The following is a 15,972-nucleotide window of genomic DNA, read 5'->3' as shown; positions in this document are numbered from 1 at the left end:
CGCCAGGGTCGAGCAGGAGGGCGGCAACGTGCGCCTCTGGTCGACGAGGACCGTCGGCACCACCGTGGTGCTCGCCGTGCCCGAGGGTGGCGAATGAGCCGGATGCGACTCACGCAGCAGGAGGCGGACCCGATCGGCGGCATCACTGCCGCCCCGCTCGTCGTGGTCGGCGCGGGGCTCACCGTCACGACGTCCGTCGTGTTGACGGTCGCGCACTGGTCGGAGGTCGGCTCGCCGTGGGCGGCATTCCTCGCCGTCGCGCTCGTCGCCACCGCCGGCGGGTGCGCGGCCTTTCTCGCGGCTCCGGGCCGGGCGCCGTTCCGCACGGAATCGCTGTGGCTGGTCGTGGCGCTCGCTCTTGGGGGCGCCATCGCCGAGTACCTGTCGACCATCGGTGCCAACCGGTTCCTCTACGACGACTTCGGTCCGGTCGTCGTCGGCATGCTCATCCTGTCGCTGGCGCCGTTCTGCACCTGGCTCTCGCTGCTCTTCAGTGGCGTGGTCGCGACGGCGGTGCTCTCGATCCTCATCATCGGTTCGCCTGCGACCACCGTGATCGCCGCGCCCATCGTCACGCTCGTCGCCGTGGAGTCGGCGTCCGTGCTCGCGCTGACCGCGGCGGCGGCCGGTTACTCGTGGGCGATCGTCGCCGTGACGCTCGCCTGGCAGCGGGAGGCGAACCGCGCCGCACTCCAGCGCGACGGAGAGCTGCGGGCGGGCATCGCGCGGTCCGTGCAGCAGAGCCGCGTCTCGGTGCTCGGCCGCGAGGTGCTGCCCTTCCTCGCCGGAGTGATGACGGCGGATCGCATCTCGGTCGCCGACGCCGACCGTGCAAGGGAGCTCGCCGAGGCCCTGCGGCGCGCGCTCAAGGCCGGCATCGAGTCGACGTGGCTCGACGACCTCGCCGCCACGATCCGGATGTCGCGCGGCATTCCCGTGTCGGTCGACGACCCCACCGGGGCATCCGATGATCTCGCCGACGACCAGCGCTCGGCGTTGACGGCGCTGCTCACCTGGCTCAGCGAAGGGAGCCGCTCTGCGGGCATCCGGGTGTCGATCGAGCTCGAGGTGTCGCGCCGTCGCCTCGTCATCACCTCGGCGAACGGGGCGACGGCGCCTTCGCGGCGTGAGCTCGACCGGTTCATCGCCGTCGCCCGTGCGGTGTCGATGCGAGCGGAAGCGCTCGTGACGCGCGAGAATGTCAGGGTGGAGTTGAGTCATGTTCCCGGCTGAGGCCGGCTCGCCCCTGGGGCAGGGTGCGGATGCGCCCACCACGCGGGTGCGACTGGCACTGCTCGACGACCACGGGCTGATCGTCGACAGCTTGGCGACCTGGTTCACCGACCACGCGCCCGACTTCGAGGTGGTCGTGCGGGCGACGGCCTGGATGGACCTCATCCGCGACCCCGCGTTCCCCGTCGACCTCGTGCTCATGGACCTGCAGCTCGGCGACACCGTCTCGATCGAGTCGCGCATCCGCGCCTGCCTCGCGGCCGGCGCCAAGGTCGTCGTGGTGAGCGGCGTCGACGACGACGCGTCACGCGATCGCTGCATCGCGGCGGGCGCTGCCGCGTTCGCCTCGAAGACCCTTCCTGCGGAGCAGCTCGTCGAACTCGCCCGGAGCGTCATCCGGGGCGACCGCGGTCACCGACGGCCGGCATCGGCCGACGGTGGGCGTGCACCGGATGCCGCGGCGAAGCCGGCCGTCGATGACGCGGGCGCGGCGCATCTCAGCGCCGCCGAGGAGCGGGCGCTCCGCCTCTATGCGCAGGGCTACAGCACCGCAGAGGTCGCCGCCCGGATGGACGTCGGCTACGAGACCGCGAAGACCTACCTGCGGCGGGTGCGCGAGAAGTATGCGCGCGCCGGGCGTCCGGCGAGCCGCAAATCGGAGTTGATCCGCCGCGCGGCGGAGGACGGGCTGCTCGAGTAGATGGCGAAACTGTACTTCCGCTATGGGGCGATGAACTCCGGCAAGTCGACGGCGTTGCTCCAGGCGGCGTTCAACTACGAGGAGCGCGGGCACCGGGTGCTGTTGGCCAAGCCCTCGGTCGACACGAAGGGCGATCGCAGCATCGTGTCGCGGCTCGGCGTGGTGCGTGAGGTGGACTTCACGATCGGGCCCGAAGACGACGTGCTCGACCGGTTCCAGCAGCACCGCACTCGCGTGATCGAGGCGCACGGTCGCGACGTGAGCTGCCTGCTCGTCGACGAGGCGCAGTTCCTCGCGGCGGAGCAGGTCGACGACCTGCTGCGCATCGCCCTCATGGACTCGATCCCGGTGCTCGCCTACGGCATCCGCACCGACTTCCAGACGACGGCGTTCCCCGGAAGCCGCCGACTGCTCGAGGTCGCGCACAGCCTCGAGGAACTGAAGACGATCTGCCGTTGCGGCCGCAAGGCGATCTTCAACGCCCGCCGCATCGGCGGGGTGTTCGTGTTCGACGGCGACCAGGTCGCGATCGACGGCGAGGACGTGACCTACGAGTCGCTCTGCGGCGTCTGCTACCTGGAGGAGAGCGGCGGCGTGCTCAACGGCCGCCACTGACCCGCGCATGAGCGGCCGCGCGCGCCTCAACCGAGTGGACGGGGTCGACGCCGCCCGGGGGTTCGCGCTCATCGGCATGTTCGTGGCGCACGTGGCACCCGCCGTGGCATCCGTCGACGCGGCCGCGCTCATCGCGATCGCCGACGAACGGCCTCGCCTGCTGTTCGCCCTCACGGCGGGCATCGGGCTGGGCTTCATCTCGGGAGGCACGCGCCCCATCGCCGAGGACCGCGGGGAACTGCGCCGCCAGATCGCGGTGCGGGCGGTGATCCTCATCGCGCTCGGGATGCTGATCTGGGCGACGCTGCATCCACTCGTCTACATCATCCTCGACGTCTACGGCGTCGCATTCCTGCTCATGCTGCCGCTGCTGTTCCTGCCGCCGCGAGGAGCGCTCGCGCTCGGAATCGGGCTGCTCACCGTGACGCCGGCGCTCGCCGAGCTCGGCACGCGTACGGCGCTCGCCGAAGCGGTGCGGCAGACGCCGTTCCGCTTCCTCTCGGACTGGATCGTCGGCGGCGCCTATCCCGTCATCGTCTGGGTGCCGGTGATGCTCATCGGCCTGGCGCTCGCGCGCATGGACCTGACCTCGCCCCGGGTCATCGGCACGACGGCGCTCGTCGGCGCGGCCGCGGCATCCATGTTCCTGCCGATCGCCTCGCGGCTGCCCCCGCCCGAGCTCGTGGGCGACGCGGGCTGGTCGGTGCCGCTCCGCGCCTCCCTCGAGACCCTCGGCAACGTCGGAGTCGGCGCCCTGGTCGTGGCGGCGCTGCTCACCCTCACGGCGCTCGCCCGGCCTGCGGTGCGCCGGGTGGCCGGCGCAGTGCTCTCGCCGGTGACCGCGATGGGGTCGATGCCGCTCAGCATCTACACGATCCACCTCGTCGTGATCTCGCTCGCGATCCGCGTGGAGGACGGCATCCCGACCGACGACTCGTGGCCACTGCTCATCGGCCTCATCGTCGGGTCCATGGTGTTCGCGTGGCTCTGGCGCCGGTACCTCGGGCGCGGGCCGCTCGAACGCCTGCTCCGACGCGCGAGCGGTCGCGATCGAGCGGATGCCGCGGGCGCGACCTCGGTGGTCTGAGCCGTGCCCCATTTCGGGGGGCATCTCCCGGTGTCCTCTGAAAGGAGGACAGGATCGGGGGTACCGTGACCGAAGGCCCGCCCCCGTGCGGCGGGCCCGCCCGCCGCCGACCCGAACGGCGAGTCGGGCGTGGAGGTGAGCATGACGCTCGCGCGCGGTGGGCCCGGGCCCGACCGACGATGGATCGCCCATGTGATCGTCTGGCCGACGCTGGCGCTTGCGCTCATCGGCGGAGGTTTCGCGGCCTGGTCGGTGTACGACGACGCCACGTCGGTGCGCAGCGACCTCGAAGCGGCCCGCGCCGCCGTCGCGGACCTCCGACAGGCCGCCGACGATCGAAGGTTCGACGAGCTCCAGCCGATCGCCGACCGCCTCTCGTCATCAGCCGGACGGGCGGTCGCACCGACCAGCACGCCGCTGTGGCGCACCGCCGAGTCCGTGCCGGTCGTGGGCGAGAACCTCCGCGCCGTGCGCGTGATCGCCGAGGGAGTCGACGAGGCGTCGAGGAAGATCGTCGACCCGGCGGTCGATCTCGTGAGCACCTTTGAACTGCAGCGCGATCCCGAGACCGGCGGGTTCGACCTGGCGCCGCTGCGCCGGGCGACCGAGCTCGTCGCGACCGCTGAGGTAACCGTCAGCGAGTTGCACGAGCGCGTGCGATCGATCGACGCCGATGCGACGATCGGACCCGTCTCCGAGGCCGTCGACGAGTTCGACGAGATGCTCGGAACCGCGGAGGAGACGATCCCGCAAGTGGGCGGTGCACTCGCGGGCGTCGGCGCGATGCTGGCGATCGACGGACAGAAGGATGTCGTACTCGCATTCCTCAACAACGCCGAGGCCACGGCGCTCGGCGGCGGTCCGGCAGCCCAGACGCTCCTCTCCGTGCACAACGGCACGGTCGACGTCGTCCGTCAGGTCTCGAGCCGGGACTTCCCGACGGCCATCTCGGTCGAGGTACCGGTCGGCGAGGGCGCCACGCAGCTGTACGACTCGATCTTCCTCGACAGCATCAACCTGTCGACGAGCCGGCCGGACTTCCCGACCGCTGCGCAGATCATCTCCGCCAACTGGCAGCGTACGTACGGCATCGCACCCGACGCCATCGTGTCGCTCGATCCGATCGCGCTGTCTCGCCTGCTCGAGGTGATCGGTCCGGTCGCGCTGCCCGACGGGGCACAGTTGACGAGTGACAACGCGGTGTCCACGCTTCTCAACCAGGCGTACTTCCGGTATCCCGAGGGCGTGGACTCGGACGTATACTTCGCGGCCGTGGCATCCGCGGTGTTCGCGCGCGTCATGTTGGCCGACTACGACCTCTGGGCGATGGGGGAGGCCCTCATCGACGCGGCCGACCAGGGGACGCTCATGATGTGGAGCGCCGACCCGACGACGCAGGCCCTTCTCGACGGGACGCGCCTGCAGGGAGTGCTGCCCACGACCAACGAGGGCGCCACCGTCGTCGGGGTCTACTTCCGCGACCGCTCGGTGTCCAAGATCGACTACTACCTGCACACCCAGGCGACCGTCACGACTGATGCCTGCGCGCCCCGCGCCCCCAGCTACACCGTCGAAGTACGTCTGACCTTCGACATCCCTGACGACGTTCGACTCCCCGACTACGTCGACAGCAGCCTGTACGACTTCTATCGCACCGAGGTGTTCCTCTATGGTCCCGTCGGCGCCGCGACCACCGCCATGGAGGTGCCCCAGCCCGGCCTCGCAGCGAGGACCGGACCGTCGGTCACCGACCTCGCTCGTCCCGCGGAGAAGGTCACGATCGACATGGTGGACGGGCAGAGTGCACTGGTGCGTGTCACCTTCGCCGGTGCGCCGGGAGCCTATGGCGACACGGAGGTCCGCACCACGCCGATGATCAATCCGACCGCGGTGACGCTCCGCGAGGCCCCGTGTGGCTGAGCGGGGCTTCGACCCGTCGAACCGACAGGCCCCGGTCATGCACCAGAATGGTCTGACCCGACGGAAGGGGCCTTCCATGCGCATCTCGGTGATCGGCTGCGGCTACCTCGGCGCCGTGCACGCCTCGGCGATGGCCGAGCTCGGCCACGAGGTCGTCGGCATCGACCTCGACGAGCGGAAGATCGCGCAGCTCGCCGCGGCACGCCCGCCGTTCTTCGAGCCCGGCCTGCCCGAGATCCTGCGATCGGCCACCGCCACCGGTCGGCTGCGATTCAGCACTGACATCGCGGATGCCGCGGGCGCCGAGGTGCACTTCGTCGCCGTGGGGACACCCCAGACCGCGGGCTCGAACGCCGCCGACCTCTCGCACGTGGACGCGGCGTTCGAGTCGCTGCTGCCGCACCTCGCCGACGGCGCGCTCGTGGTCGGCAAGAGCACCGTGCCCGTGGGCACCGCGGCGCGCCTCGCCCAACGGATCGCGGAGGCGGCCCCGCACGCGAGCCTCGCGTGGAATCCCGAGTTCCTGCGCGAGGGCTACGCAGTGAACGACACGCTCCAGCCCGATCGGCTGGTCTACGGGGTGGCTGACGGCGACGAGCACGCGGCATCCGTGCTCGATCACGTCTACCGGGCGGCGATCGAGGCGGGCACGCCCCGGATCGTGACCGACTACGCCACGGCCGAGCTCGTGAAGGTCGCCGCCAACGCGTTTCTCGCCACGAAGATCAGCTTCATCAACGCGATGTCCGAGATCGCCGACGCGACCGGGGCCGACGTGACCGCGCTGGCCGACGCGATCGGCCACGACGCGCGCATCGGACGGCGGTTCCTCAATGCCGGGGTGGGCTTCGGCGGCGGCTGCCTGCCGAAGGACATCCGCGCGTTCACCGCCCGGGCCGAGGAGCTCGGCCGCGGCGAGTCGCTCGCCTTCCTGCGCGAGGTGGACGCCATCAACCTGCGCCAGCGCCAGCGTGTGGTCGACCTCGCCGTCGACGCGCTCGGCGGATCCGTGCACCGCAAGCGGGTCGCGGTGCTCGGCGTCTCCTTCAAGCCCGAGTCCGACGACGTGCGCGACTCGCCGGCGCTCGATGTGGCGGTGAACCTGCGCGGGCTCGGAGCCGAGGTGGTCGCCACCGACCCCGAGGGCGTCGAGAACGCCCGCGCGCGGCACCCGCAGCTCGACTACACCACCTCGACCCGAGACGCCCTGCGCGGCGCCGAGCTCGTCGTGCTCGTCACCGAATGGCGCGAGTACCGCGCCCTCGACCCGGTCGAGACCGGCCGGCTCGTCGCCGAACGACGGCTCATCGACGGGCGCAACGTCCTCGACGCCGCTTCCTGGCGCGCCGCCGGGTGGCAGGTGCGCGGACTCGGCCGGCCCTGACATGCCCCGACCGATCGAGGGGTACGCCGTCATCGGCGACTGCCGCACCGCCGCGCTCGTGGGCGACGACGGCTCGATCGACTGGCTCTGCGCCCCGCGCTTCGATTCGGCCTCGGTCTTCGGGGCGCTCCTCGGCGACGTGGAGCAGGGCGCGTGGCTGCTTCGGCCGGCGGATGCCGCGGCGGTCGCGTCGCGACACTACGAGACCGACACCTTCACGCTCGTGACCCTTTGGAGCACCGATCAGGGCGTTGTCGAGGTGATCGACCTCATGCCGCTCGGGAACGGCACGGCCGACGGCGACGGGCGACGTACCGACGTGATCCGCAGGGTGCGCGGCATCAGCGGACGCGTGCCGATGATGCAGGAGCTGCGGGTGCGGTTCGACTACGCAGCCACGCTGCCATGGGTGCGGCAGGTAGGCACGGTCGACGCCCCCGAGTTGCTCGCCGTGGCCGGCCCCGACGCGCTCGTGGTGCGCGGGCCGCGCCTGACCGCGACGGGGCACGCGCATCGCGCCGCCTTCGACGTGCGCCCGGGGGAGACGGTCGACCTGCAGCTCACCTGGTTCGCCGCGCACCTGCCGGTGCCCGCGCCGGTCGACGTCGACGCGGCGATCGCCGCGACCGCGTCCTGGTGGCGCGAATGGGTGAGCGCCTGCATCGAGCCGGGGGCGTACGACGACGAGGTGCGGCGCTCGCTGCTCGTGCTGCGCCTGCTCACCCACCGGGACACCGGCGGCATCGTGGCGGCGGCCACCACGAGCCTGCCCGAGGACTTCGGCGGCGAACGCAATTGGGACTACCGCTACGTGTGGCTGCGGGATGCGGCGCTGACCCTCGAGTCGCTCATCCACCATGGGTTCACGCACGAGGCGGAGGCGTGGCGGCAGTGGCTGCTCCGTGCGATCGCGGGTGATCCCGCCGACCTCCAGATCATGTACGGGCTCGCCGGCGAGCGACGGCTGCCCGAATGGGTGGTGCCCTCGCTGCCCGGGTACGAGGGCAGCGCGCCCGTGCGCGCCGGCAACGCGGCATCCGAGCAGTACCAGGCCGACGTCTTCGGCGAGGTGATGATCGCGCTCGACGTCACCAGGCATTCGGGCGCCGACGACGACGACTTCTCCTGGTCGCTGCAGCTGGCGCTGCTCGCCGAGGCGGAGCGCCAGCTCGACCGGCCCGACGCGGGGATCTGGGAGATCCGCGGGCCCGAGCGCCACTTCACGCATTCCCGAGTCATGCTCTGGGCGGCGTTCGACCGGGCCGTCTGCGCCGTGGAGCACGACGGTCGCACCGGGCCGGTCGACCGCTGGCGCGACATCCGCGACGCCCTCGCCGAAGGGATCGAACGCGGCGGATTCGACGCGGCGCTCGGCAGCTACGTGCAGTTCGAGCGCACGACCGAGGTGGACGCCGCCCTCCTGCAGCTCGCCCAGGTCGGGTATGTGCCCTACGACGATCCGCGGATGCTGGGCACGGTCGCGCGCATCGAGGAGATGCTGATCCGCGACGGCCTCGTCTGCAGGTACCGCACCGAGATGGAGATCGACGGCGTCCCCGGGGACGAGAGCACGTTCATCGCGTGCTCGTTCTGGCTCGTCGAGCAGTACGCCCACTCCGGCCGGCTCGACGACGCGACCGCGCTCATGGACCGCCTGCTCGCCCGCGCGGGCGACGTCGGACTCCTCGCAGAGCAGGCCGAGCCGCGAACCGCGCGGCAGGCCGGCAACACCCCCCAGGCGCTCTCGCACCTCGCGCTCGTGCGTGCCGCCGACGCCATCGCGCACGCGCGGGGCGTCGCCGCACCCGGGGCCAGTGCCGGCGTCGCGCGCGGTGCGAAGGGCTGAACGACGGTCGTCAGGGGGCGGCGGATGCCTCGGCCGAGGGTTTCGCCGATGGGCCGGTCGAGGCCGCGGTCGGCGTCATCGATCTCGCCACGGCGACGGCGACGAGGGATCCGATCGCCGTACCGACGGAGTTGGCGATGACATCGGACACGGTCGCGTACCGCGAGGGGATCGCGAGCTGCACCAGCTCGATGACCACGCTCGACGCGAACCCGATGGCGATCACCAGGACCGGGCGGAGGCGGGGGTAGGCGACCGTCGCGAGCAGCCCGAACGGCAGGAACAGCACGATGTTGGCCGTGAACTCGAGCACGATGTACGCGGGATCGACCGGGATGCCGAGCTTTCCGGCCTGCAGTGCCAGCCATCCGACGACCCCCGTGAGGCGCCCCGCCTCGCGCGCGGGCAGGAACACGATGAGCGCCAGCACCACGGCGTAGGCCGGGAACAGCCACCGCGCGGCCGCCACGACCCGCCGCGGCATCCGACTCGTGTGCATGCAGTCAGGGTACGCGAGGCACGAGAATGACCCGCGTTCGTAATCCCAGCTTCATGCGGGCTGGTTACAGTCGCGACATGGGGAGAACACCGATGAAAGCCGTCATTCCTGCCGCAGGCCTCGGCACCAGGTTCCTGCCGGCCACGAAAGCCATGCCGAAGGAGATGCTTCCGGTCGTCGACAAGCCGGCGATCCAGTACGTGGTGGAGGAGGCCGTCGCCGCCGGGATCGACGACATCCTGGTGATCATCGGCCGCAACAAGAACGCCCTCGCCAACCACTTCGACCGGGTCACCGAGCTCGAGCAGACGCTGGAGCAGAAGGGCGACCAGACCAAGCTCGACCGGGTCATGCACTCGAGCAGCTTGGCGGACATCCACTTCGTGCGGCAGGGCGACCCGCTCGGCTTGGGGCATGCCGTACTCCGGGCGCGCAAGCACATCGGCGACGAGACCTTCGCGGTGCTGCTCGGCGACGACCTCATCGACGAGCGCGATGTGCTGCTCACCAAGATGATCGAGGAGAGCGCAGCGCGGGGCGCGACGGTGATCGCCCTGATGGAGGTCGATCCCGACCAGATCCACATGTACGGCGCCGCCGCGGTCGAGCCGACCGACGAGGCCGACGTCGTCAGGGTGACGGGCCTCGTCGAGAAGCCGGCCGCCGCGGACGCGCCGTCGAACCTCGCCGTCATCGGGCGCTACGTGCTGCGGCCCGAGGTCTTCGACGTGCTGGAGGAGACCCCGCCGGGCAAGGGCGGCGAGATCCAGCTGACCGACGCCCTGCAGGTGCTCGCGGCCGACGAGTCCATCGCGGGCGGCGTCTACGGCGTCGTGTTCCGCGGCCGCCGGTACGACACCGGCGACCGCCTCGACTACCTCAAGTCCGTGATGCAGCTCGCGCTGGATCGCGAGGACCTCGGTCCCGACCTGGCGCTCTGGCTGAAGTCGGTCGCCGCCACGCTGCCATGAACCGCCCGCAGCTCATCGCGTTCGACCTCGACGACACGCTGGCGCCGTCGAAGAGCCGCATCGAGCCCGAGATGGCGGCCGCGCTCACGAGGCTGCTCGAGCACACGGAGGTGTGCATCATCTCTGGCGGCGACTTCTCGCAGTTCCGCAGGCAGGTCGTCGAAGCCCTCGACGTGCACGGCGCGGAGCTCGGGCGGCTCCACCTCATGCCGACGTGCGGCACGCGGTACCTGCGCTTCGCCGACGGCGACTGGCGCCAGCTGTACGCCGAGGACCTCACCGCCGACGAGGCGGGCCGGGCGTCGTCCTCGCTCGAGCGGCGGTCGGCTGAGCTCGGCTTCGACGAGGGCCCCGCGTGGGGACCGCGCATCGAGCACCGCGGATCCCAGGTCACCTTCTCGGCGCTCGGTCAGGCCGCACCCGTCGACGCCAAGCGGCTGTGGGATCCGACCGGCGAGAAGAAGGCCGCCCTCCGCTCGGCCGTACAGGCCGACCTGCCCGATCTCGAAGTGCGCTCGGGCGGTTCGACCTCGATCGACATCACCCGCAAGGGCGTCGACAAGGCCTACGGCATCCGCAAGCTCATCGATGCGACGGGGATCCCCGCGTCGTCGATGCTGTTCGTCGGCGACCGCCTCGACCCCGACGGCAACGACTTCCCGGTCATCGCGACCGGGGTGCCGTGCCGGGCGGTCGGAGGATGGCGCGACACGCTCGTGGTCATCGACGAGGTGATCGCGGGCGCCCGTGACGTCCACGTCGTGTGAACCCGTGAACCGAAGGAAAGGGGGAGTCCTCATGTTCGACACCATCAAGAAGCCGCTGCGGGGACCGGTCCGGCGCGCGAAGCGGGGCTGGCTGATGTACTCGGAGTTCCTGCGCGACTACCGCAGGTATCGCGACTCGGCCGCGCCCGTGGATGACGCGGTGACGCCGGTCGTCTCCGGCGTCAACCTCGAGGCGCAGCTCACCAAGGACTACCACCGGGTGGAGAAGGGGCTGAGCCTGCGCCGCCCCAAGCAGCCCTTCGGGGCGGCGGTGGAGCACCGCCTGTCGATGCTCATCCCCGTCGCAGGCGCCCAGGAGGCGGATGCCGCGTACCTGCGGTTCGCCGAAGACGCCAAGGGAGCGCTGCTCACCTGGAACGACGGCGGCGCGGTGGACGACGACGTGAGTCCGCCGGCCCTGCCGGCACCGCTCTTCGGCGCCGTCGAACTCGACCGGTTCTTCGCCACCAGGCACAGCGTGCGCGACTTCGACGAGACCCGCCCCGTCGAGCCCGCCACGATCGAGGAGGCGGTGCGCCTCGCGACCTACACGCCGTCGGTGTGCAACCGGCAGGCCGGCCGGGTGCACGCCTTCAGCGGCGCGGAGGACGCCGCCCGCATCCTCGCCCACCAGAACGGCAACGGCGGCTTCCGCGACCAGGTGCGCAGCGTCCTCGTGGTCACCGTGGAGCGCGGCCTCTTCRCCGGGGCCGCGGAGCGCAACCAGCGCTGGATCGACGGCGGCCTCTTCGCGATGACCCTCGTCTGGGCGCTGCACGGCCTCGGCGTGAGCTCGTGCATGCTCAACTGGTCGATGACGAACGACCGCACCGACGCGCTGCGCCAGGCGGCGGGCATCCCCGACAGCGAGGACGTGATCTGCATGATCGCGATCGGCTACTCGCCCGAAGCGGGCTTCCGGGTGGCTCGCTCGCCCCGTCGCCCCGTCTCGCAGGTGCTCACGACGCACGAGTGAGGCGGATGCCGCGGCACGCGGATGCCCCGGGGTGGAGCACCCCGGGGCATCCTCGTGTCTGGGCTCAGGGCCGGCCGAGCCCCTTGTAGGTCCACCCGGCCTCGCGCCAGGCCTTGGCGTCGAGGCAGTTCCGTCCGTCGATCACGGACCGCACGCCCACGAGCTCGCCGGCCCAGACCGGGTCCAGGTGGCGGTACTCGTTCCACTCCGTCACGAGCACGACGAGGTCCGCCCCGTCGAGGACCGCGCTCAGGTCGTCGCTGAACTCGAGCTGCGGGTGCAGCCGCTTCGAGTTCTCGATGGCCTCGGGGTCGATCGCGACCACGTCGGCGCCGAGACCGCGCAGGCGCACCGCCACGTCGATGGCGGGGGAGTCCCGGATGTCGTCCGAGAACGGCTTGAACGCGAGGCCCAGCACCGCCACCTTCTTGCCGAGCGGCTCGCCGCCGAGCGCATCGACCGCGAGCTCCACGACCCGGTGCCGGCGCCGCAGGTTGATCGCGTCGACCTCCTTGAGGAAGGCGACCGATTCGCCGCGTCCGATCTCCTCGGCGCGCGCCGTGAACGCGCGGATGTCCTTCGGCAGGCAGCCGCCACCGAACCCGACTCCCGCGCCCAGGAACTTGCGGCCGATACGCGCGTCGAACCCGATCGCGTCGGCGAGCTGGGTGACGTCGGCGCCGGTGACCTCGGCGATCTCCGCCATGGCGTTGATGAACGAGATCTTCGTGGCGAGGAACGCGTTCGCCGACACCTYGACGAGCTCGGCGGTCGCGTAGTCCGTGACGATCAGGGGGGTGTCCGCGGCGAGCGCCGTCGCGTACACCTCCGAGAGCATGCGCTCGGCCGTCGCGGCCGCATCGGGATCCGTCGGTACCCCGTACACGAGGCGATCCGGACTGATCGTGTCCTTCACGGCGAATCCCTCTCGAAGGAACTCCGGATTCCAGGCGAGCGTCGCGCCCGTGCCGCTGTCGGCGATGAGGCCCGCCAGGCGCTCCGCCGTGCCGACCGGCACCGTCGACTTGCCGACGATGAGGTCGCCGGATGCCGCGTGCTCGAGGATGCCCTCGACGGCCGCGTCGACGTAGCTGAGGTCCGCCGAGTACGAGCCCTTCAGTTGCGGCGTGCCGACGGCGATGAAGTGCACCGTCGCGCCCGCGGCATCCGCCATGTCGGTCGAGAACGTGAGACGCCCTGAGGCGACCGCGGAGCGGAGCAGTTCGGGGAGTCCCGGCTCGAAGAACGGCGCTTCACCCACGGCGAGCCGCGCGATCTTCGCCTCATCGACGTCGATTCCCACCACCTCGTGGCCGAGTTCGGCCATGCTCGCAGCGTGCACGGCACCGAGGTATCCGCATCCGATCACTGAAACTCTCACGTAGTCGCCTCTCGTCAGAGTGGGGCCACCGTTGGATGCCCCACCAGCCCTGTCCCAGTTCTAGCAAGCGCCCTGCGGGCGCTTGTTTCCGCGCGGTTACAAGTCGGTGACTTCCCGACGAACCCTGTGATCTCGTCGTTCGGGCGCGCCCGAAGACGGGTCGACCGCACCGCTCGATGCGCTCGACCCGCCGCGGCGCGGGTCAGTACCAGCCCTCGAAGGTGGTGATCATGTCCTTCGAACTCCAGCCCGGAACCGTGTGTCCGTAGGGGTGCCACTGCACGATCACCTCGGCCGCCACGGGGCGGGCCATGTCGGCCAGCGCGACGCCGTGGGCGGCGGGCGGCACCAGGGGGTCGGCCGCCGAGACCAGGGTCTTCAACCGGGCGCCGGTCCACGAGGACTGCGGAAGGCGCGCGGGATTCGTGGCGACGGCCGCGGCACGGTCGAACTTGTAGGTCGTGCGCACGCGGTCGTCGCGGTCGTACAGGTCCTCCATGTCGTAGGCCGCGTTCGCGAGGTACATGCCCCGAAGCGCCGGGATGAGCTTCGTCCCGTAGCTGTAGGTCATGAGCGGCCCGCCGCCCGAGTTGGCGCGAAGGAAGCTCAAGCCGACCTTCCAGACGGCGGTCACGTATGCCGTGGCGTTCTTCTGGTACTGGATCGCCGCCTCCGTGGTCCACAGGCTGCCGCCGTAGTCGGGGCAGATCACCACCGCGCCCCGCTCAGCGGCCAGCTCGCCGCTGTAGAGGTGCGCGCCGTCGAGGGACGTGTGCGTGCTGCCGTTCGAGTGGAACACCCATAGCACGCCGACGGCCGTCTTGGACTTCGGCACGGCGGTGTGCGGCACGAACAGCCGCGCCACGTCGCCTGAGATCGAGACGTCGATGCACTCGTAGGGCAGCTTCGCGTCGCGCGTGTAGCGCGTCGCCGTGCGGCTGATCTCGCCGGGAAGGGTCGGAATGGGCGACGCGGCCTGCGCCGCCGTGGACCACCCGCCGCCCGCGGCGAGGACCCCCGCCGCCGACCCGATGAGGAGCTGGCGTCGAGACCAGCCGCCGCCCTCGCGGCCCCCCTGCTCGTGAGTCATGTTCGTGCTGCCCCTTCCCATGTCCACGCCCGAAACGCTCGCCGGCGAGTGCGGGTAACCGCTTCCGTCAGCGTATTCCGCGGGGGCGGCCGACTCACCGGGCACGGCCCGAAGTTAACCCGCCCGTAACGGGACTTCGGGAGGGAGTATTGACGTCGCCACCGCGCATGGGACAGCATCGAAACCAGCCCAACTGGGGGGCCAGACGAGGACGAACCCTACCGTCCGAGTTCTCACGGTCGTGCGACGACCGGTTCGTGTCGCCGTGCCGGCACGGGGAGTTCGCCGAGGGGGGCGGACGAGGTCTCGGCCTCGCGGGGGAATGGGAACCAACGCTTCGGGGGAGGCAACGTGCCCAGTATTCGCATCACCGCACCGACCGAGGGACGACGCGTCACCGGCACTGTCCTGGTCTCCGCCGAGGTGACCGGCGGGACGAAGGTGTCGAACGTCCGCATCATCATCGGGCCGCCGCAATACGGCACCCGCACGGCCACCGCGTCGGGCGGTGCGTACGTGTACCGCTGGGACACGACGAAGAAGCTGGTCGACGGGGTCACCCCCCGCCCGAGCGACTCGGCGTTCTGGATCACCGCGCGGGCCACCGTCGACGGCGTCGAGATCGTCGCTCCGTATGTGGGCGTCATCACCGCCAACACGCCGCGTCCCGAGGCCGATGCGGTCACGGGCGGGTGGCGGTCCGACCTGGCCTGGGCAGCGCAGTACGGCGGCACCTTCTCGCAGTGGAAGTCCAGCCACTACGCGACGATCGGCTCGGCGTACGCCCGGCTCGAGGACGACCCGATCCACGGCAGCCGGCGCCGGGTGATCAAGGCCGCGGTGCCCAACCGTGCGAAGAGCGATCCCGACCAGACGTCGGGCACCGTCCGGTTCCAGTCGTCGAGCCGGCAGAACCTCAGGGAGGGCGACGAGTTCTGCGTGGGTTTCGCCTACATGCCCTCGGCGAGCTTCCCCTCGGTCTACCCGGCGAACGACCCGGCCAACCCGAACGGCCCGGCGGGCACCGCGTACATCGCCCTGTTCCAGCTCTACGGGCCGCCGTACCTGCAGGGTTCGCCGTTCGTCATCCACGCGAACCGCGATGACGTCAAGCAGCCGATCGACGAGTTCGCGATCCGCGGCAACGAGCTCAACGCGGGCGACCCGTGGCCGTTCCTCTCGGGCCCCTACAACCGGGGGAGGTGGACGGACGTCGTCTTCAAGATGCGCCTGTCCACGTCGATCGAGCACGGCTGGGTGGAGACCTACGTCAACCAGGGCCAGTCCGACCGGGTGCAGAGCGTGCCCTTCGTGAACGGCCTGCGGCGGGTGCCGCGCGTGCTGCTGAGGCCGGACTCCCAGGGGTTCCGGACGGACATGCAGATCTATCGCGTCGCCGACAAGTTCGACTGGGTGACGGTGTGGCACACGGGCCACCGCATCGCCCGCACCGTGGAGGAAGCGGACCCGCGGTCGTACGACCTGCGCTGACGACGGACGTGA

General features: G+C 70.9%; 14 protein-coding genes. 11 read left to right on the top strand and 3 right to left on the bottom strand.

Features of this window, described 5'->3' with window-relative positions:
• The first annotated feature begins 102 nt into the window (after positions 1 to 102).
• From AC1DY2_RS00955 to AC1DY2_RS00925, 7 genes are all read left to right on the top strand, one after another.
• Positions 103 to 1,233 carry a hypothetical protein gene (locus tag AC1DY2_RS00955; protein WP_476760710.1) on the top strand — a complete coding sequence of 377 codons (1,131 nt, stop codon included), beginning with the start codon at positions 103 to 105 and terminating at the stop codon, positions 1,231 to 1,233.
• Positions 1,220 to 1,933 (top strand): helix-turn-helix transcriptional regulator, encoded by a 714-nt coding sequence (locus tag AC1DY2_RS00950; RefSeq protein WP_476760709.1) that lies wholly within the window; start codon positions 1,220 to 1,222, stop codon positions 1,931 to 1,933. Before AC1DY2_RS00955 ends, AC1DY2_RS00950 begins: the two co-directional genes overlap by 14 nt.
• Positions 1,934 to 2,548: a thymidine kinase gene (locus AC1DY2_RS00945; protein WP_476760708.1), complete on the top strand. Its 615-nt coding sequence runs from the start codon at positions 1,934 to 1,936 to the stop codon at positions 2,546 to 2,548. It abuts the gene before it with no gap.
• Positions 2,549 to 2,555: 7 nt separating this feature from the next.
• Positions 2,556 to 3,635 (top strand): heparan-alpha-glucosaminide N-acetyltransferase domain-containing protein, encoded by a 1,080-nt coding sequence (locus AC1DY2_RS00940; RefSeq protein ID WP_476760707.1) that lies wholly within the window; start codon positions 2,556 to 2,558, stop codon positions 3,633 to 3,635.
• 141 nt (positions 3,636 to 3,776) lie between these two features.
• On the top strand, positions 3,777 to 5,555 hold the full coding sequence (locus tag AC1DY2_RS00935) for a DUF4012 domain-containing protein (protein ID WP_476760706.1): 1,779 nt from the start codon (positions 3,777 to 3,779) through the stop codon (positions 5,553 to 5,555).
• A 76-nt stretch (positions 5,556 to 5,631) separates the two neighbouring features.
• Positions 5,632 to 6,939 carry a UDP-glucose dehydrogenase family protein gene (locus tag AC1DY2_RS00930; RefSeq protein WP_476760705.1) on the top strand — a complete coding sequence of 436 codons (1,308 nt, stop codon included), beginning with the start codon at positions 5,632 to 5,634 and terminating at the stop codon, positions 6,937 to 6,939.
• A gap of 1 nt (position 6,940) precedes the next feature.
• Positions 6,941 to 8,785: a glycoside hydrolase family 15 protein gene (locus tag AC1DY2_RS00925; RefSeq protein WP_476760704.1), complete on the top strand. Its 1,845-nt coding sequence runs from the start codon at positions 6,941 to 6,943 to the stop codon at positions 8,783 to 8,785.
• Between the two features lie 10 nt (positions 8,786 to 8,795).
• Here the strand turns inward: AC1DY2_RS00925 and AC1DY2_RS00920 are convergent, their stop codons facing one another.
• Positions 8,796 to 9,284 carry a VanZ family protein gene (locus tag AC1DY2_RS00920; protein WP_476760703.1) on the bottom strand — a complete coding sequence of 163 codons (489 nt, stop codon included), beginning with the start codon at positions 9,282 to 9,284 and terminating at the stop codon, positions 8,796 to 8,798.
• Between the two features lie 77 nt (positions 9,285 to 9,361).
• Between AC1DY2_RS00920 and galU the strand changes: the two genes are divergently transcribed.
• From galU to AC1DY2_RS00905, 3 genes are read left to right on the top strand one after another with little or no spacing between them, the layout of a single operon-like run.
• Complete coding sequence (gene galU, locus AC1DY2_RS00915) at positions 9,362 to 10,255, top strand: UTP--glucose-1-phosphate uridylyltransferase GalU (protein ID WP_476760702.1); 894 nt, start codon at positions 9,362 to 9,364, stop codon at positions 10,253 to 10,255.
• Positions 10,252 to 11,022, top strand: a complete 771-nt coding sequence (locus AC1DY2_RS00910; RefSeq protein ID WP_476760701.1) for an HAD-IIB family hydrolase — start codon at positions 10,252 to 10,254, stop codon at positions 11,020 to 11,022. Before galU ends, AC1DY2_RS00910 begins: the two co-directional genes overlap by 4 nt.
• Positions 11,023 to 11,053: 31 nt before the next feature.
• Positions 11,054 to 11,998: a nitroreductase family protein gene (locus AC1DY2_RS00905; protein ID WP_476760700.1), complete on the top strand. Its 945-nt coding sequence runs from the start codon at positions 11,054 to 11,056 to the stop codon at positions 11,996 to 11,998.
• 64 nt (positions 11,999 to 12,062) lie between these two features.
• Here the strand turns inward: AC1DY2_RS00905 and AC1DY2_RS00900 are convergent, their stop codons facing one another.
• Positions 12,063 to 13,379, bottom strand: a complete 1,317-nt coding sequence (locus AC1DY2_RS00900; protein ID WP_476760699.1) for a UDP-glucose dehydrogenase family protein — start codon at positions 13,377 to 13,379, stop codon at positions 12,063 to 12,065.
• A gap of 202 nt (positions 13,380 to 13,581) precedes the next feature.
• Positions 13,582 to 14,469, bottom strand: coding sequence for a hypothetical protein (locus tag AC1DY2_RS00895; protein ID WP_309973505.1), 888 nt, complete (start codon positions 14,467 to 14,469; stop codon positions 13,582 to 13,584).
• A gap of 351 nt (positions 14,470 to 14,820) precedes the next feature.
• On the opposite strand from AC1DY2_RS00895, the gene AC1DY2_RS00890 reads away from it, so the two are divergent.
• Positions 14,821 to 15,960, top strand: coding sequence for an Ig-like domain-containing protein (locus AC1DY2_RS00890; protein WP_476760698.1), 1,140 nt, complete (start codon positions 14,821 to 14,823; stop codon positions 15,958 to 15,960).
• Positions 15,961 to 15,972 lie beyond the last annotated feature (12 nt).

The sequence above is a fragment of the Agromyces sp. P1_H4 genome, assembly GCF_056405255.1.
The sequence above is the reverse complement of the archived record's forward strand: the minus strand, read 5'-3'. Positions and strand labels throughout refer to the sequence as shown.